This window comes from Streptomyces sp. CB02959 (genome assembly GCF_002803155.1).
In the GTDB taxonomy this organism is placed as follows: domain Bacteria; phylum Actinomycetota; class Actinomycetes; order Streptomycetales; family Streptomycetaceae; genus Streptomyces.
Genome location: NZ_NNBP01000028.1, coordinates 194,176 through 211,771 on the forward strand (window position 1 = coordinate 194,176; position 17,596 = coordinate 211,771).

General features: G+C 73.2%; 15 protein-coding genes. 1 reads left to right on the top strand and 14 read right to left on the bottom strand.

All coding sequences use genetic code 11. From position 1 onward, the window contains the following. Positions 1 to 15 precede the first annotated feature (15 nt). From CG747_RS36085 to CG747_RS36150, 14 genes are all read right to left on the bottom strand, one after another. Entirely contained in the window at positions 16 to 852 is an 837-nt protein-coding gene (locus CG747_RS36085; protein ID WP_100606107.1) for a thioesterase II family protein, read from the bottom strand. Further along, positions 842 to 1,675 carry an SDR family NAD(P)-dependent oxidoreductase gene (locus CG747_RS36090; protein WP_219621578.1) on the bottom strand — a complete coding sequence of 278 codons (834 nt, stop codon included), beginning with the start codon at positions 1,673 to 1,675 and terminating at the stop codon, positions 842 to 844. Before CG747_RS36090 ends, CG747_RS36085 begins: the two co-directional genes overlap by 11 nt. A 10-nt stretch (positions 1,676 to 1,685) precedes the next feature. Next, the gene (locus CG747_RS36095) at positions 1,686 to 2,432 is read right to left on the bottom strand and encodes a 3-oxoacyl-ACP reductase family protein (RefSeq protein WP_100606108.1); all 747 of its coding nucleotides are present in this window, start codon (positions 2,430 to 2,432) and stop codon (positions 1,686 to 1,688) included. Positions 2,433 to 2,564: 132 nt separating this feature from the next. Further along, the gene (locus tag CG747_RS36100; RefSeq protein ID WP_100606109.1) at positions 2,565 to 5,468 is read right to left on the bottom strand and encodes an aminotransferase class III-fold pyridoxal phosphate-dependent enzyme; all 2,904 of its coding nucleotides are present in this window, start codon (positions 5,466 to 5,468) and stop codon (positions 2,565 to 2,567) included. A gap of 14 nt (positions 5,469 to 5,482) precedes the next feature. Continuing rightward, complete coding sequence (locus CG747_RS36105; protein ID WP_100606110.1) at positions 5,483 to 6,850, bottom strand: beta-ketoacyl synthase N-terminal-like domain-containing protein; 1,368 nt, start codon at positions 6,848 to 6,850, stop codon at positions 5,483 to 5,485. Further along, positions 6,840 to 8,117, bottom strand: coding sequence for a beta-ketoacyl synthase (locus CG747_RS36110; RefSeq protein ID WP_100606111.1), 1,278 nt, complete (start codon positions 8,115 to 8,117; stop codon positions 6,840 to 6,842). Before CG747_RS36110 ends, CG747_RS36105 begins: the two co-directional genes overlap by 11 nt. Next, entirely contained in the window at positions 8,114 to 9,322 is a 1,209-nt protein-coding gene (locus tag CG747_RS50805; protein ID WP_100606112.1) for a beta-ketoacyl synthase N-terminal-like domain-containing protein, read from the bottom strand. Before CG747_RS50805 ends, CG747_RS36110 begins: the two co-directional genes overlap by 4 nt. A gap of 8 nt (positions 9,323 to 9,330) precedes the next feature. Then, the gene (locus tag CG747_RS36120) at positions 9,331 to 10,665 is read right to left on the bottom strand and encodes a beta-ketoacyl-[acyl-carrier-protein] synthase family protein (protein ID WP_100606113.1); all 1,335 of its coding nucleotides are present in this window, start codon (positions 10,663 to 10,665) and stop codon (positions 9,331 to 9,333) included. Between the two features lie 61 nt (positions 10,666 to 10,726). Continuing rightward, on the bottom strand, positions 10,727 to 11,305 hold the full coding sequence (locus tag CG747_RS36125) for an acyl carrier protein (RefSeq protein ID WP_100606114.1): 579 nt from the start codon (positions 11,303 to 11,305) through the stop codon (positions 10,727 to 10,729). A gap of 740 nt (positions 11,306 to 12,045) precedes the next feature. Continuing rightward, the gene (locus CG747_RS36130; protein WP_257980960.1) at positions 12,046 to 12,894 is read right to left on the bottom strand and encodes an FAD-dependent oxidoreductase; all 849 of its coding nucleotides are present in this window, start codon (positions 12,892 to 12,894) and stop codon (positions 12,046 to 12,048) included. A gap of 457 nt (positions 12,895 to 13,351) precedes the next feature. Further along, positions 13,352 to 13,543 (bottom strand): ferredoxin, encoded by a 192-nt coding sequence (locus tag CG747_RS36135; protein WP_100606115.1) that lies wholly within the window; start codon positions 13,541 to 13,543, stop codon positions 13,352 to 13,354. A gap of 125 nt (positions 13,544 to 13,668) precedes the next feature. Continuing rightward, on the bottom strand, positions 13,669 to 14,856 hold the full coding sequence (locus CG747_RS36140; RefSeq protein ID WP_100606116.1) for a cytochrome P450: 1,188 nt from the start codon (positions 14,854 to 14,856) through the stop codon (positions 13,669 to 13,671). A gap of 132 nt (positions 14,857 to 14,988) precedes the next feature. Beyond that, positions 14,989 to 15,633 carry a TetR/AcrR family transcriptional regulator gene (locus CG747_RS36145; protein WP_100606117.1) on the bottom strand — a complete coding sequence of 215 codons (645 nt, stop codon included), beginning with the start codon at positions 15,631 to 15,633 and terminating at the stop codon, positions 14,989 to 14,991. After that, a complete protein-coding gene (locus tag CG747_RS36150; RefSeq protein WP_100606118.1) occupies positions 15,630 to 16,655 on the bottom strand; it encodes a saccharopine dehydrogenase in 1,026 nt (341 codons plus the stop codon). The genes CG747_RS36145 and CG747_RS36150 overlap by 4 nt, the downstream gene beginning before the upstream one ends. A 158-nt stretch (positions 16,656 to 16,813) precedes the next feature. Here CG747_RS36150 and CG747_RS36155 point away from each other — a divergent pair, with 158 nt between their 5' ends. Continuing rightward, positions 16,814 to 17,482, top strand: a complete 669-nt coding sequence (locus CG747_RS36155) for a 4'-phosphopantetheinyl transferase (protein ID WP_100606119.1) — start codon at positions 16,814 to 16,816, stop codon at positions 17,480 to 17,482. Positions 17,483 to 17,596 lie beyond the last annotated feature (114 nt).

The window sequence follows — 17,596 nt, forward strand, 5'->3', positions numbered from 1 at the left end:
GTGCCCCCACCGGACCTACCCGGCCGCCGCCACCACCGGGCGCGGCGGCGCCGAGACCAGGTGGTCCGCCAGCTCCGCCCAGTGCCCGGACAGGTAGAAGTGGTCGCCGCCGGGGAAGACCCGCAGCCGGAAGCCGCCGGTGGTGTGCCGCTCCCAGGCGGCCGCCTCCCCGACGGCGACCAGCGGGTCCCGGTCGCCGGTCAGCGCGGTGACCGGGGTGGTCAGCGGCGGGCCGGGCCGGTGCCGGTAGGTCTCCACGGCCTTGTAGTCGCTGCGGACCACCGGCAGGGCCATCGCCAGGACGTCCCGGTTGTCCAGCAGCCGCGGGTCGGTGCCCCGGGTCCGCCGGATCTCGTCGATCAGCCCGTCGTCGCCCTGGAGGTGGACCGTGCCGCCGCGGACCTCGGACGGCGCCCAGGCGCTGGAGGCGATCAGGTGCGCCGGGGCGGCCCCGGCGCGCTCCAGGAGGCGGGCCGCCTCGTACGCCACCAGGGCGCCCATGCTGTGGCCCAACAGGACCAGCGGGCGGTCGGTCAGGGCGGCCAGCGCCCGGTGCACGCCGGCCGCCAGCGTCGCCAGGTCCTCGACGCGGGCCTCCCGGATCCGGTCGTTGCGGCCCGGGTACTGGACCGCCAGCACCTCGTACGGGCGGCCGCCGGCGGTGCGGGCGGCGACGGCGGTGGCCAGCGGCCGGTAGGTGCCGGCGCCGGCGCCCGCGTGCGGGAAGCAGACGACCCGGGCGGCCCCGGCGGCGGACCCGGCCGGCCCCGGGCGCAGCCGCCGCAGCCACGGGTCCGCGGCGGGCGCCGGCCGGGGCCGCGGGAGGGTGGCCGTCTCGGCGTCACATGCCACGGGTGTAGCCCCCGTCGACCGTGAGGGACTGCGCGGTGACGGCGGCCGCCCGGTCGGACACCAGGAAGCCGATCAGCTCGGCGGCCTCCCGTGCCTCGACCAGCCGCCGCAGCGGGATGGACTTGCGCGCCTGCCGCAGCATCCGCGCCGGGTCGGCGCCGATCTCCTCCGCGGAGGCGGCGATCTCGCGGCGCAGCATCGGGGTGTCGATCCAGCCCGGCAGCACGGCGTTGACGGTGATGCCGCGGGACGCCAGGTCCAGGGCGAGGCCCTTGGTGTAGCCGATCAGGCCGTGCTTGGAGGCGCAGTAGGCGGTGTTCCGCATCTTGCCGGCCTTGCCGAGGATCGACGAGACGTTGACGATCCGGCCCTTGTCGACGAGGTACTCCAGGCAGGCGGCGGTGACCGCGAAGGTGCCGTGCAGGTTGATGTCCAGCACCCGCAGCCAGGTCTCCTCGTCGTCCGGGCCGTTCTCGTCGGCGACGCCGGCGTTGTTGACCAGGATGTGGAGGTGTCCGGCGGCGCGGAGCGCGGTGCGCAGTCCGCTGCGGACCGCCTCCCGCTCGCGCAGGTCCGCGGCGAGCGCGGTGGCCTCCGCGCCCAGGTCGCGGACTTCCTTGGCGACGGTCTCCAGCTGGGCGGCGTCCCGGTCGAGGAGGATCAGGCGGGCGGCGCCGGACTCGGCCAGCAGCAGGGCCACCTCGCGGCCGATGCCCTGGGCGGCGCCGGTGACCACGGCGGTCCGGCCGGCCAGTTCGCCCGGTACGGAGCCGGGTACGAGGCCGGGTACGGAGCCCGGTACGGGGGTGTCGAGTGCGCTCATGGCCAGCCCCTCACGCCATCTTCAGGCCGCCGTCGACGTGCAGTACCTCGCCCGTGGTGTACGTGTTGCGCGGGCTGGCGAGGTACGCCACGGCGTCGGCGATCGTCTCGGGTCCGGCGTACTTCTTCAGCAGCAGCCGGCTCATGATCTCGTCCTCGCCGTGGGCGCGGATGGTGTCGGTCATGTCGGTGCTGACGACGCCCGGGGCGACCGCGTTGACGAGGATGCCGCGGGAGGCCAGCTCCACCGCCATCGCCTTGGTGAAGGACTCCAGACCGCCCTTGGCCGCCGCGTAGTTCGACTGGCCGCGGCCGGGCTTGGAGGCGGCGGCGGAGGAGATGTTGACGATCCGGCCGTAGCGCTGCCGCAGCATTGCGGGCGCCGCCGCCTGGAGGGTGAGCATCGGGGCGACGAGGTTGGTGCGCAGTACGTCCTCGATGTCCGCGAGGCTCTGGTTGACCAGCAGTTCGTCGCGGGTGATCCCGGCGTTGTTCACCAGGACGTCGATCCGTCCGAAGGAGGCCCGGACGGCGGAGACCACCGTGTGCGGCACCTCGGGGTCGGAGAGGTCCCCCTGGAACAGCTCGACCCTGCGGCCCAGCTTGGCGATCTGCTCGGCGACCTGCTCCGCCTCGGCCGTCGCGCTGCGGTAGTTGAGGGCGATGTCGCAGCCCTCCTCCGCCAGCCGGACGGCGACGGCCCGGCCGATGCCCCGGCTGCCGCCGGTCACCAGTCCTACCTGACCTGCGAATTCCATGAGCTGACGTGTCCTCTCGAATGAAGTCGGTTGACCGGCTCGGCGGTTGGGGCCGGGCGCCGCACGCGGGGCTGCCCGCGACGGGTCGCGTGCGGCGCCCGAGGGTCCCCCCAGCGGTGGCTGGGGGGAGGCTCACACCGAGTGCGCGCTCTTGTAGTCGGCCAGCCGCAGCCCGTGCGCGTCGGCCAGTGCGGCGATGTCGATGACCTGCCGGCGGCTGATGTTCCCGTAGGAGTAGTGCCGGTCGATGCCGGCCAGGCCCATCAGCGCGGTCTCCGCCATGCAGGCGAAGAGCTGGCCGGCCTCCAGGAAGGCCCGCGCCGAGGGGTGCAGGCTCTCGCCGTGGGGCGTGGCGACGATGCCGCCGAGCATGTACGCCAGGTCGGGGCGCTGTGCGGCCAGGTCCGGCACCGCGTTGTTGGGGACGGCGATGTCGCAGACCACCGCGTCCGGCGCGAAGTGCTCCCCGGTAAGGAACGGCTCGGGGCTGTTGGAGGCGCACAGCACCAGCTGCGCCTCGCGGAGCGCGTCGGTGTCCTGGGTGACGGTCAGGAACGGGTCCTGGCCGTAGCGCTCCTCCAGGTACGCGGCGATCGCCTTGCCGCGCTCGGCGTCGTCCGCGGTCGGGTCGCCGGCCAGCCATTTGGCGATCAGCGGTTCCTCGGCCAGCCGGGCCGGGATGCCGGTCAGCTCGCCGCCGGCCGCGATCCGCGCCCAGCTCTCCTGGTAGATGCCGTGCACGGTGTTCCGCAGCCGCCGCGCCGAGCCGTCCCGGCGGCTGCCGACCAGCACGATCCTGCTGAGCTGCTCGGCGAACAGCTGGCTGTAGACGGAGGCGATGTTGCCGGCCGCGCCGACCACCGCCAGCGTGGCGTCGGCGACCGCGAAGCCGCGGTCGCGGGCGCCGCGCTCCATGGCCCGTACGCCCATCGCGACGGTCAGGGCGTTGCCGGAGGTCAGCGCGATGCCGGGGACGTTCAGCGCGGTGCAGTTGTTGGTGACGATCGAGGTGTACATGCCGAGCCCGGCGACCTCGCAGCCGTCCTCGCGGGCCGCCTGCACCCGCTCCTGGACGTCCGCCCGGATCCCGGCGACGTCCCCGGCCGCCAGGTAGCGGCCCATCTGCTCGGACCCGACCATCAGCGGGTAGAGCGCGAACTCCACGGCACTGCCCAGCGGCGAGTCGATCCGCACGCCCGGGTAGGGCGCCGCCTTCTTCACCGGGTCCATGCCCAGCACGAAGGAGCGCAGCGCGGCGTCGCCGAAGTCGGCCAGCGCCGGGTCCACCTGCCGCAGATGGGCCGGGGTGATCAGGTGGTTGACGAACGCCACCTTGCGGACCGGGCCGGTGACCGGCCGCGGCTCGCCCTGCTCGTAGCCCTCGACGGCGCCGCGGAAGTCGCGGATCTCCGCCCGCGGCTTGGGGATGGTCCGGTCGCTGGCCGGGTGGACCAGGTGCAGGGTGTCCTCGTAGCGCAGGATGCGGCAGAGCCGGTCCAGTGCGCCGCGCAGCCGCTCGATCTCCTCGTCGGTGAGGTACACGGACGGCTGGATGCGCAGCACGTTGCCGGCGCTGCCGGTCGGCGCGATCCGGATCCGCTCCTGGCGCAGCAGGTAGCCGGAGAGGAGGTAGCCCAGCGCCCCGTTGTAGGCGCTGCCGCGCAGCACCATGGAGCGGGCCTCGCCCTGGTCGCGCAGCTGCACACCGAGGAACAGGCCCTTGCCGCGGATGTCCTCGATGACGTCCGGGTAGGCCGACTTGAGGTCGGCCAGCATCTCGACCAGCCGCTCGCCGCGCTCGGTGACCTGGCGGTACACCTGTCCGCCGGCGTCCTCCAGCATGTCGACGACCTTGCGGGCGATGGACGAGGAGAAGTCGTCCATGGCGAACGTCGAGCTGTGGATCAGGTCGAACTCGCCCTGGTACAGCGACCGGCGGACCAGCATCGCGGAGACCTTGGCCAGGCCGCCGCCCAGCGACTTGGACAGCGCGTAGTAGTCGCCGCGCAGCCCGATCAGCGAGCTGGCCAGGAAGGCGCCGCAGCGGCCCGTGCCGCTCTGCACCTCGTCGAGGATCAGTGCGGTGCCGACCTTGTTGCAGAACAGCCGGATGGCGCGGCCCTGTTCGGTGGTGAGCGCGTGGATGCCGCCCTCGCCCTGCACCGGCTCGACCAGGAAGGCGGTGATGGCCGGGAAGTCCCGTTCGACGACCCGCACCCGGCCGTCGGCCAGTTCGGTGTCGAGCAGCACCACCCGCTCGTCCTCGGCGATCCGGTCCAGCAGCTCCGGCTGGTCCATGGGGACGAAGCGGACCCGCGTGCCCAGGTTCTGGAACGGGGTGCGGAAGCCGGCGTTGTAGGTGAGCTGGACACTGCCGACGAGCTTGCCGTGGAAGGACCGCTCCAGCGCCAGGAAGAGGGGTCGGGTGGCGAGCGCCGCCGCGTTGTGCGCGCCGATCGCGGCCAGCAGCCCCTCGATGCCGTCGGCCGGGGCGGTCTGCCCCTGGAGGGCGGGCAGCCGGTAGGCGTCCGGGTCGACGGCGGCCGCGCCGCGGCGGACCGCGTCCCGGGCCGCCTCCAGGTGCGCGGCGGTCTCCTCGGCCAGTGCCGCCGCCTTGGTCACCCGGACCAGCTCGGCGTGCTTGACGGCCGCCTCGATGGCCTCGGCGCCGCTGTTGCCGAAGGTGGCCAGGTACGGCTCCTTGATGCCGGTCTCCCGGCGGACGACGTCGCTGAGCGCGGCGCCGAGCCGGCCGGCCTCGCCGCGCAGCGAGAACTGGGCGTGCACGGCGCGGTTCTGGTCCAGCAGCCCCTTGGCGTGCGCGACGATCTCCGGGTGGTTGTGTCCGAGGATCAGCGAGCCGTAACCGCCCATCAGGTCCAGGACCGGCACCAGTTCGCCCTGGTCGTCGCGGTGGTAGAGGGTGTTGCCCTCGGCCCGCTCGTACTCGACGTCCAGCCCCAGGGCGGTGAAGACCCGGCCCATCTGGGGCTGCACGAATTCGGTGAACGCTGACGTAGCTGACGTAGCTGACATTGGCTGGTGGTCTCCTAGGCGAGGTGCGGCCGCTTGGCGAGCAGTGCTCCCGCGAACCCGTTGAAACTGCTGTGCAGGCTGAGGACGGAGTCGATCCGGCGCTTCCGGGCCGATCCGGTGACGAAGTCGGTGCCATCGTCCGGCGGCGTCGTCAGGTGCGCGATCGGCGGCAGCTCACCGGTGGCGAACAGGCTCGGCGCCAGCGCCAGTTCGGCCAGCGGGCCGGCGGCCCCCAGGGTGCCGGTGACCGGCCGTACGGAGCTGACCGGGACGCCGCTGTCCTTGAGCAGCGCGCGCAGCAGCTCGGCCTCGGCGGCGTCGTGCCGGACGGTGCCCTTGCCGTCGGCCAGGACGGCGCCGAGGGTGTCCGGCGTCATCCCGTGCGCGGCCATCAGGCCGCGGACGCTCTCGGCCAGCGCGGCCGGGCCGACGCCGCTGTCCACGGCGGGCCGCAGCGCCGCGCCCGCCACCGTGACCAGCGGACGGGCCCCGCGCGCCGCGGCGTCCCCGGCCCGTTCCAGGACCAGCGCCACCGCGCCCTCGGCCAGCACCGTGCCGTCCCGCTCGGCGTCGAAGCTGCGCAGCGAGGCGGTGCCGCGGCCGCCGGCGGTGAGGTGGCCGGCGCGGTACTGCGCGGCCAGCTTCAGCGGCTCGTTGTAGCTGCCGGCGCCGACGACCAGCGCGGTGTCGCAGTCGCCCCGGCGGAGGCTGAACGCGGCCCGCTGGAGGGCGCCGAGTGCGGCCCCGGCGTCCTGGACGAAGGCCGCGCAGTCCCCGCGGAACCGCTGGGCGATGCTGACCAGCGCCAGGGTGTTGTTGTTCAGCGCCCGGATGACGGTGAACGGGTTGAAGGTCGCGGCGTTGCCGAACGCCTCCGCCACCACCCGCGTGAGGTCCGCGCCGACCTGCGGCGAGGTGTCGGTACGGGCCTGGGCGAGCGCCTTGTGGAAGGCGGCCGCGCTCAGTTCGGTGGAGTCGTCCTGGGCGACGTAGAGCCCGCGCCGCTCCTCGGGGATGGTCTGCCAGCTGTCGCCGGCCTGCCGCATGGCGTCCTCGGAGGCCAGCACGGCGTTGAAGGTGAAGGCGGTGCCGAACTTCCGCAGCTTGTGGGGGACGCTGTCCCGGCCGGCCTGCTGGAGGTCGGCGGGGACGTGCCCGAAGTGGGTGATCCGCTGCGTCCGGACGTAGGGGTCCCGGTAGGGCGCGAGCGCGGTCCGCGCCTCGCGCCAGGCCGTCCACAGGGCCTCGGGCCCGCGCCCGGTGGGCAGCACGGCGCCGATGCCGGTGACGACGATCGCGTCGGGGTCGAAGGAGGCGTCGGCGGCCGGGGCGGACCCGGCGCCGGGAAGGATGTCGTCGCTCGAAACGATGTCAGTGCTCATAACCACGCACCACCAGACTGGCGTTGAGTCCGCCGAAGCCGAAGGAATTGCTCACAGCCACCGACACCTCCCGGTACCGCGCCTTCTCCGGCACGTAGTCCAGGTCGCAGGCCGGATCCGGGTTCTCCAGATTCAGCGTCGGGGGCACGATGCCGTCCCGTACGGACAGCACGGTGGCGATCAGCTCGGGTGCGCCGGCGGCGGCGATCAGGTGCCCGAGCATGGTCTTGTTGGCGGTGACCGCCAGCTTCCGGTAGTGCTCGCCGGCCGCGAACACGTCCTTGATCGCCCGGGTCTCGATCGGGTCGTTCAGGGGGGTGGAGGTGCCGTGCGCGTTGATGGAGTCCACCGCGTCCGGCGCCACCCGGCCGTCGGCCAGCGCCCGGCTCATCGCCAGCGCGGCCCCGTGCCCCTCGGGGTGCGGGGCGGTGACCTGGTAGGCGTCCAACGAGCTGCCGAAACCCGCCAGTTCGGCGTAGACGGTCGCGCCGCGCCGCCGGGCGCTCTCCTCGCTCTCCAGCACCACCATGGCCGCGCCCTCGGCGGCCACCAGCCCGCTGCGGTCCCGGTCGAAGGCCCGGCACAGCCGGTCCCCGAACAGCGTGGACGTGGACGGCGCGCCCAGCAGGTGCAGCCCGGTCATGGTCGGCAGGTTGAGCACCGAGTCGGCGCCGCCCACCACCATCGCGTCCACCTCCCCGCGGCGGATCATCTTCAAGCCGTGGCCGACGGCGTGGGTGGCCCCGGCGCAGGCGGTGGAGAAGTTCAGCGCCGGGCCGCGCAGCCGGTGGCGGGCCGCGATCCCGGCGGCCAGCGCGTCGTTGGTGCAGAACAGGCCGCTGGCCCGGTCCAGTCGGTCGCGCCGCCCGAAGAGCGTCTGCCAGCTGGGCTGCCCGTCCTCGCCGACCGCGTGCAGCAGCTCGTAGGGGTCCCGCTCCGGCACGCCCGAGCCGACCGCGGTGCCGATCCGGCCCACCGGGCCCGGCCCGTCGATACCGGCGTCGGCCAGCGCCTGCGCGGCGGCCGCCAGTCCGAACCGGGTGCGCCGCTCCAGCGGCCGGTCCGGGTCCGCTTCGGCGCCGTACCGCGCGGCGAACGCGGCGTCGTCGACCGGCGCGGCGTACCGCACCGGGAAGTCCTCGACGCCGGGCAGCCGCCAGGCGCGGATCGCCGACCGGCCCGCGGTCAGGCCCTCCCACATGGTCTGCCAGTCGAGCCCCAGTCCGCAGACGGCGCCCAGTCCGGTCACCACTACGCGGCGGCTCATTTCCCGGCTCCTTCCAGTACGACGGCGCACACCTGGCCGCGTGCGCCGCAGGCCAGCACCAGGGCCCGCGGGACGGGCAGCGCCTCCTCGCGCACCGCGTCACCGTCGGCGGCCAGCCGCCGCCCGGACGCCAGGCCATGCAGCGCCAGCAGCGTGTGCGCCAGCGGGTGGGCGGGGCCCAGTACCCCGGTGGCCCGTTCGCCGGTGAACTGGGCGGGCCGGTCCGCGGTGCCCGCGAAGACCCGTTCCAGCGCGGCGCTCTGGGCCCGTGCGGCGTCCGCCGACCAGGCGGCGTCGGGCAGCACCCAGCCGATCCCCCCGGCGTCCGTACCGGCCGCCTCCAGGGCCGCGTGGACGGCCTCGACGACCGCCTCGGTACGGTCCCCGGCCCCCGCGCCGAAGGCCCGGCCGTAACCGGCCAGCCGCGCACCGGGAGCCCCGGCACCGGCCACGGATCCGCCGGAACCACCGGAACCACCGGATCCAGCAGCGTCACCGGCCCGCTCGGCGACCAGGAAGGCCGCGCCCTCCCCCGGCACCGCGCCGTTCCACCCCAGCTCCTCGTACTGCGCGAAGAGCAGCGGATGCACCTTGGGGCTCACCGCCCCGACCAGCGCCGCCTCGTTCTCCCCCTCCGCGACCGACAGTGCCCCGTCGATCAGCGCCGTGAGGCCCGCGTCGGAGAACGGCGAGTACGCGGCCATCGCCCCGGTCAGCCCGAAGACCGCCGAGATGTGCGCCGCCGCGGTGCTGTTGAGGTGGGACAGTCCGCTGAACGGCGGGACCTCCCGCCCGTAGAGCGCGGCGACCTCGCCCGGCGAACCGGCGGCCTTGTGCAGCCGGTCCAGGGCGCCGAACCGCAGCAACTCCTCGTCCACGGTGGGCAGTCCGAGGTAGAGCCCCCAGCCGGGGCCGCCCACCGGGCCGCGCTCCGCCGGGCCGGCCAGGGCCAGTCGCGCCCCGTAGAGCGCCATCCGGGCCTGCTTCTCCGAGGTGCGCAGCACCCTGCGGTGCACCCCGAGGGTGGCCGCGTCCAGGTCGTCCACCAGGAAGGCGGTGTCGCATTCCGGCCACGGTCCGGCCAGGGCCTCGGTCGGCCGGCGGGTGTCCTTCCCGGCGACCAGGGTCTCCCACAGGGCGTCCGGATCGGTGCCGGCCGCGGTGTACAGGCCGGGCGCGGTCAGTCGTACGTCATACGTCGCCATGGCCCCGCTCACCCCGCCTCGGCCAGGATCAGCGAGCAGTTCTGGCCGCCGAAGCCGAAGGAGTTGGACAGCACCGCGGTCACCCGCGCCGGGCGCCGCTCGGTGACGATGTCCAGTCCGCCGGTGACCTCGTCCGGTTCGGCGAAGTTCAGCGTCGGCAGCAGCGTCTGCCGCTCCAGGCTGAGCACCGACAGCACCGCCTCGGCCGCCCCGCTGTTCGCCAACGAGTGCCCCATGGCGGACTTGTTGCCGGTGATCGGGAGCGTCGCGGCGCGCGCCCCGAAGACGGTGTGCAGCGCCGCCGCCTCACAGGTGTCGTTGGCCTCGGTCGAGGTGCCGTGCGCGTTGACGTGGTCGATGTCCTCCGGGGCGAGCCCGGCGTCGGCGAGCGCGGCCCGTATGCACTCCGCGTAGTCCGAGCCGTCCCGCGAACTGGACGTCATCTTCACCGCCTCGGTCACCCCGGCGTACCCGGCGACCTCGGCCAGGATGCGGGCGCCGCGCGCCTCGGCGTGCGCCCGGGACTCCAGGACGAGGAAGGCCGCGCCGTCCCCGATGACGAAACCGGACCGGTCCTTGTCGAAGGGGCGGCTGATCCGCGCCGGGTCCCGCCCCTCGGCCGGGGCGAGCGCGCCCACCCCGTAGAAGGCGGTGACCGCGGTCAGCGTGGTCAGGCTCTCGGCGCCGCCGGCGAGCGCCACGTCGAGCGTGCCGCTGCGGATGTAGCGGTAGGCGCTGCCGATCGCCATGCCGCCGGCGGCGCAGGCGTCCGCGTGGGTCTCCAGGACGCCGGCCGCGCCGAAGTAGTCGGCGAGCGCGGCGGTGGCGGAGTCCGGCTGGATCTTTTCGTACCGCTGCGGGTCGAGCCCGCCGTCCGCGTCGGACGCCGCCGGGCCGTCGAGGTGCTCCAGGTAGCCGTCCAGGTCCAGGGCCCCCGCCTCGTGGTCCACGTGGGCTGCCAGCCAGGTGAGTTCGGCCGGTTCCATGACCATGCGGTTGCAGGCGAGGAAGACGCCGCCGCGCTCGGTGTCCAGCCGCCGCGGCAGTCCGCTGCGCTCCCATGCCTGGGCGGCGGCGTGCCAGGCGAGGACGCCGGCCGGCCCCAGCGGCCCGGCTTCTTCGGGCGCCGCGTCGGCGAGCGCCTGCCACACCTGGGGGTCGATGTGCGCCGAGACGGCGCAGGGGACGCCCCACTCCTTGTGGAGGGGGTGCTCGGTGATGAGCGTGCGTCCTTCCGCGAGGTGGTCGAACAGCGCCTCCGGGTCGGTGAGTTGCCCGGCGACCAGACCGATCCCGGTCACCACGACCTCGTGTTCGGCCCCGTTGGGTATATGGGGTGTCACTTGCTTTCCTTTCGCACGACTCGCACGACGAGCGACGCCTTCCGCACCGGCCGCGGGACGGTCAGCCGACGGGCTGGGCGTGCCCGATGGCGGCGAGCGCCGCCCGGACGCCCTCGGCCATCACCTCGTCGCCGGTGGCCGCCTCCAGCGCGGCGCCGCAGCCGGCGCAGATCGCCTTGCCGGACGCGGCGAGTTCGGCCTTGTCGGCGCCGCATTCGGTGCAGGTCTCGGGCAGGTGGTCGAAGATCGCGTGGGTGAAGGCGGCCCAGTGCGCGCTGGTGGCCGCCGCGGCGACCTCGTAGGGCCGCTGGCCGGCGTGCACCTGCTCCGCGGAGTAGCCGAACGCGCTGCGGCGCAGCACCTCGGCGGCCAGTTCGGTGATTCCGCCGCGCTCGTCGTAAAGCCGCTCGGAGCCGCCGAGGGCGGTGGCGAGCTGGTCCAGAACATTCGACTTCGGCAGTGCCACGCCGAGCTTGGTCTCCATCTCGAAGCGGAATTCGACCAGGTCCAGGGATTCCGCGCCCAGGTCGGCGACCAGGGTGGCGTCCGCGGTGATCTCGTCCGCACCGGTGCCCAGGACCTGCGCCAGGCCCTCCCGCACGATGTCCTGGATCTGCTCGGCCTCGTAGGGGTTCTGCATTCTTCTCTCCTCGTTTCTGAGCACTCTGAACACCGTCGTCGCCCCGTCATGGCAATTTCCGGAAAACGGCAGCAGAAATTACCCGACGGCGCATTTACGACCGCCCACCACCGCCCCGTAAGAACACCGGGCACGATAAATGCGCGATACCAGAAGTCCGCTTCGCAAGCCGTTCGCGAAGTCGTTCGGAATTTCCGGAGACGACCGCGGCAACCGGCTGCCACTCGGTGAAAAATGTTGATGGATTACCCGCTCAGGGCATGACGACTCGTCGCGGAAACGACTGGTTCACCCTGCGGACACAAGAGAAAGGGAACGCTTCCGAAATTCAGGAAGTCCCAGCTTCAGACGCCTGCGTAGGCGCTACACATGGCTATCCCCCGTAGCAAATGATCCCCCGACACCTGCTTGCAAAAAGAGCAGGCTTTTATTGGCGGCGATCACCTCGTCGTGACGCACTCGCAAAGCCCGCCCCGCCTCTCCTGGAGGCGCGATAAAAACGTTACCAGAGTCACCCAGGGCCGTCACTCGTTTGTGCGATAGGTCACGTGACCCAAAGTGCCCCTGAAGAGGTAAACCATAAATGTTCCGTGGTAATGGAAAACTTAACGCGCCATTCACGCAGGCCGGTTTCACTGCTCGCCACCGGCGATATGGCGGGTTACCCCGCGTAAACTTACCCGCCAGTCATGCGCTTTCCGGCCACCACACCGAATTCCGGCCACCGGCCGAGCGCCACCTCACCCACCGGCCCCACCGGCCGACCCCCCACCGGACACCCCGGACACCCCAGAAGCCCCGGGCACCCCGGACACCCCGGACCCCCCGGCCGCCTCCCCCGCCACCGGTCCCCCCTCCTCCTGGAGCCGCCGCGCATACCCCGCCAGCCGCTTCCCCAGATTCACACTCACCGCACCGACCAACCGCCCCTCCCGGTAGTGCGCCTCCAGCACCTTCCCCGCACCCGGGTCGCCCTCCTCGACGACCACCCGGTCCCCGGTCCCCGGCAGCCCCACCGACCTGATCCGCAGCCCGAACGCCGACGTCCAGAACGACGGCACATGCACATACGGCGCGGCCGCCGCCGGCCCCGCCAGCAGATTCCGCGCCGCCAACTCCCCCTGCGCCGCCGCATTGCTCCAGTGCTCCAACGGAACCGGCCCGTCCGCACCCCGCACCGCATCGCACCGGGCCACGTCCCCGGCCACCACGATCCGCGGATCGGCCACCCCGGCCACCCCCGCGGTCCGCGCGAACAACCGCTCGTCGCAGTGGACCCGCCCGGACGGCAACGCCAGCCCCGCCCCCCGCAACCACCCGGTCGCCGGCACCATCCCGATCGCCACCACCGCCACCTCGGCCGGCAGCACCCTCCCATCGGCCAACTCGACCCCGCCGACCCGATCCCCGGCCACCCGGAAACCCGTCACCCCGGTGCCCAGCCGCAGCACGACCCCGGCCCGGCGCGCCGCCTCCGCCACCACCTCCGGCGCCGTCCCGCCCAGCACCCGCAACGGCCGCCCGAACGGCTCCACCAACGTCACCCGCACCCCGAGCCCCAGCCCGACCAGCGACGACGCCAGCTCCACCCCGACGAAACCCCCCCCCGACGACCACCACCTCACGGGCCCCGCCGTCGATCTCCGCCCGCAGCGCCCGGACGTCGTCCAGCCCCCGCACGGTCAGCACCCCGGCCGGCACCTCCCCGGGCCAGGGCCGCGCCTGCGCCCCGGTCGCCGCCACCAGCCCGTCGTACGGCACCTGGGTGCCGTCCGCCAGCCGCACCCGACGCCGCTCCCGGTCCAACCCGACGGCCGCGGTCCCCCGGATCCACCGGGCCCCGAAGTCCTCGGCGCCCGCCAGCCGGATGTCGTCGGCGGTGAGCGTCCCGGCCATCACCTGCTTGGTCAACGGCGGCCGGTCATAAGGGAGTTCACTCTCGTCCGACACCACGGTCAGCGCTCCGGAAAACCCCCGCGCCCGCAGCGACTCACCGGCCCGGACCGCCGCCAGGCCCCCGCCCACCACGACGACCTCACGCAAGGTTCAGGCCCCCTCGACCGAGATCGCCCGCACCGGGCACGCCCGCGCCGCGGCCACCACCCGGTCCGCGAGCTCCGGCGCCGGGTCCGGCGCGACCACCAACTGCTCATCGTCGTCCAACTCGAAGACCTCGGGCGCCACCAGGGCACACTGCCCCAGCCCGTCACACAGCGCGTAATCGACCGTGATCCGCATACCTGCCTCCCCCAACTCCGCGACACATCACGTCAGTTGCAGGGCGGAGAGCTCCCCCCGCCCCACCCGCCCGGCACCGGCGCCACCACCCCGCAGGGCCCGCACCGCCGGCCACCGCAACGCCCCTACACCGTCTCCCGCGCATACCGCAGCGGCAGCGCCTCCAGCCCCCGGATCGCGTCCGAGGCCAGCCACCGCACCTCCCCCGCCGGCACGCCCAACTCCAACGTCGGGAACCGGTCCAGGATCTCGGTCAGCGCGATCGTCGCCTCCTGGCGGGCCAGCCGCTGCCCCAGGCAGAAGTGCGGCCCCATCCCGAACGCGACGTGCTGCGCGGTGGCCCGCCCGATGTCGAAGCGGTGCCCGTCCGCCCGCACCTCCGCGTCCCGGTTGGCCGCGTTCAGCAGGAACCGCACCAGCTCGCCCTTGCGGAGGGTGACCCCGCCGGCCTCGATGTCCGTCAGAGCCACCCGGTTGACCGTGGTCATCGCCGACCCGCGGAACCGCAGCGCCTCCTCCACCGCCCCGCCCACCAGCGACCGGTCGGCACGCAGCGCGGCCAGCTGCTCCGGATGCGTCAACAGCTCGTGCAACGCGTTGGCCAGCAGGTTCGTCACCGTGTCGTGGCCCGCGATCAGCAGCACCGCGGCGAACGACGACAGCTCCTCGTCCGACAGCCCGGTCCCGTCCTCGAACCGCGCCGCGATCAGCTCACCGAGCAGGTCCTCCGTAGGCCGCTCCCGCTTGGCCCCGATCAGCCCGATGCAGTACGCGAACAGCTCGCCCGCCGACGCCTGCATCGCCTCCGGCGACGGCGCCGCGGAGAGGTCCATCGCCCACTTCCGGAACGGCTCCCGGTCCTCACCCGGCACACCCAGCAGATCGCAGATCACCTCCAACGGCATCGGATAGGTGAACGCGTCGATGAAGTCCACCGTCCCGCTGTCGCCCAGCTTGTCCAGCAACTGCCGGGTGATCTCCACGATGCGCGGCTCCAGCTGCCGCACCGCCTTCGACGCGAACGCCGCGGTCACCAGCCGGCGGTAGCGGGCATGCCCCGGGTCGTCCTGCTCCAGCAGCATCACCCGCAGCCCCGGGACCAGCGCCCCGTGCGGCGCATGCGCGTGCACGTCGTTCGACAGCCGCGGATCGCCCAGCAGCTCCCGGGTCAGCGCCGCACCCAGCACCGTCCAGGTCTCCTGCCCGTTCGGCTGCCGCGTACGGATGATGTCGTGCCGCGCGGCCAGCGACGCAAGCTCCCGCTCCAGCCCCGCCGTAGCCGCCAGCTCGGCCAGATCGACTACCTCGGACATGACGAACTCCCCCCTGTGCCACGAATGACGGGCCGCCGGCCCATGCCGCGGCCCGCACGCCACGCCATGGGCCGACCGGCCCTGAGAAAGCCACCCCGGACGTCGACGGCCGGCGGATGGCACGCCCCGGACTCAGTCCCGGAGCAACTGCACGGCCTGCTGCGCGAGTTGGGTATCCATCGCGCCCGACCGGCTCCCGGCGATCCCTGAACGCATCAGGGCCGCCCCCTCGACCAACGCCACGAACGTCTCGGCCCGCGCCCGGCAGAACTCGGCGGACCACTCCGGCCGCCCCTGCTGCACGAACGCCTCCACATGGGCCACGTACTTCTGGTAGAACTCCCGGACCACCGCGGCGATCTCGTCGTCCCGCGCCGCCAGCGCCCACACCTCGACGTACAGCCGGACCAGCTGCGGGTCCTCCTGCTCGGCCAGCACCACGGCCACCACCCGGTCGGGTTCCGCCCGCCCGCCCTCCGGCACCTCGATGACCGACGGGTCCTCCCGGCTCATCCGCAGCCCGGTGGTCTCCGCCAGCCGCTCCAGCGACCGGTCCAACGCCCGCTCCAGCACGGCCTTGATCAGGTCCGCCCGGGTCGGGAAGTAGTGCTGCAGATGCCCGACCCGCACGCCCGCCTCACCGGCGATGGCCCGCAGCGACGCGTCCGCGTTGCCCTTGGCGACCAGTACGGACTCGGCGGCATCCAGCAGACTGGTCCGCCGCAGGCTCCCCTGCCGCGTCAGCTGCGGCTTGCCGCCGCCTTTCTCCTCGCTCATGACACCGTGACCTCGACCCCTGCCTTCTCCAGCACGGAGACGACGTCCTGCGGCACCGGCGTCATCTCGGGGAACACCACCCCGGTGGGCGCCTTCGCGCCATCCGCACCCAACACCCGACGCAACCCCAACAGCCCGCCCAGCGCGGTCAGATGCGCCTGCCCGGCAGCATCCTCGACCACCGCGCTGCGAAGCTCCCCGCCCCGCCCGCGGACATCGATCCGCAGCAGCGCGCTGCCGCCCTCACCCGGCGAGTACAGCATCGACCGGCGGGTCTTCTCGAACGAGTCGCCCCGCCCCCACCGGAAGAACCCGGTCTTCTTCAACGCCAGCAGCGTGGACGTCGACGAGTTCGCACTGAACCCGATCCGCGTGATCGCGGTGTCCAGCCCCAGCACCAGCGGCAGCGTGAACTGCTCCGGCGTGTCGATCCGCGCCACCTTCGTCCGGTGCTCACCGATCTGCACGAACCCGGCATCGCTCAACGGCATGATCATCCGCCGCCCGCCGTTCTCGGTGACCTCGTAGTCCAGCCCCAGCCGGTCCATGAACTCCACCGAGTCCGTACCGGCCCGGTCCTTCAGGTCGTACCGGATGGCGATCTGCACCCCGGACGCACCGCCCAGCTCCGCCGCCAGTGCCGCGGTGACCAGCGCGCTGACCCCGCCCATCCAACTCGACGAGAGCAGCACCGGCGCCGTCGGCGGATTGACCGCCGCAACCGCCGTGGCCCGCTGCAACCGCGCCGTCCACCGCGTGATGTCCACATACGGCACCCCGCCCCGGATGGCGGCCAGCATCACCCGGTCGTCCGGGTCGTTCACCGTACTGATCACGGCCCGGACCCGCGCCGAGAACGGCTCCGGATCACCCAGGTCCCAGCGCCGCACCTCCGCCCCGACCTCCTCGGCCAGCGCCTGCCCCTTCTCGGGCGTACGCCCGGTGAGCAGTAACGACCAAGAGGGGGCGGCGAGCCGGGCCAGATCGCCACCGACGGTCCCATAACCGCCGACCACGAGCACCGGACCATTCACATCAAGCTGGAGGTCATCGTCCACAGCGCAGACATTAGGTCACCCGACCTAGAATCTCAACGCCCGCCGTTGTCGCCCCCGTCACATAGAGTCGTCACCCGACAAACCGTCTACTACCGCCCATCCCCGAGGAGTTGAGCCCCCACATGCTCATCGAGCACGTCCTCCCCCCGCACGCCGTAGGCGAGGACGCCCTCGGTGACCCGCCTCCCACCGCCCCCACCGGTCTCTTCCCGATCGAGGAACGCGAGATCGCCCACGCCGGCGAGAAGCGCCGCCGCGAATTCACCACCGCCCGCCATTGCGCCCACCGCGCCCTGACCCGCCTGGGCCTCCCCCCGACACCGGTACCCCCCGGCCCCACCGGCGCCCCCACCTGGCCCCCCGGCATCACCGGCAGCATCACCCACTGCGACGGCTACCGCGCCGCCGCCGTGGCCCGCACCGCCGACCTCCCCCACCTCGGCATCGACGCCGAACCCCACGCCCCCCTGCCGCCCCTCGTCCGCGACGGCATCACCACCCCCACCGAACGCACCCACCTCCAGGACCTCACCACCACCCACCCGGACATCCCCTGGGACCGCCTCCTCTTCAGCGCCAAGGAATCCGTCTACAAGACCTGCGCCCCGCTCTCCCCCCGCCCCCTCCAATTCGACGACGCCGAAATCACCTTCACCCCCACCACCCGCACCTTCACCGCCCGCCTGCTGCTCCCCTGGCCGGCCGGCGTCCCCGCACCCGTCCTCCCCGGCCGCTGGCACACCGCCCACGGCATCCTCCTCACCGCCACCGCCCTCCCCCGCCCGTCCTGACGCCCAGGCGCACCGCACTTCCGGCACAACTTCCGGCACAACGCAAAAAAGCCTCGTTCCCCGAGTCGAAACTCGGGGAACGAGGCTTCATCAAAAACAGACAGGCCCCGCACC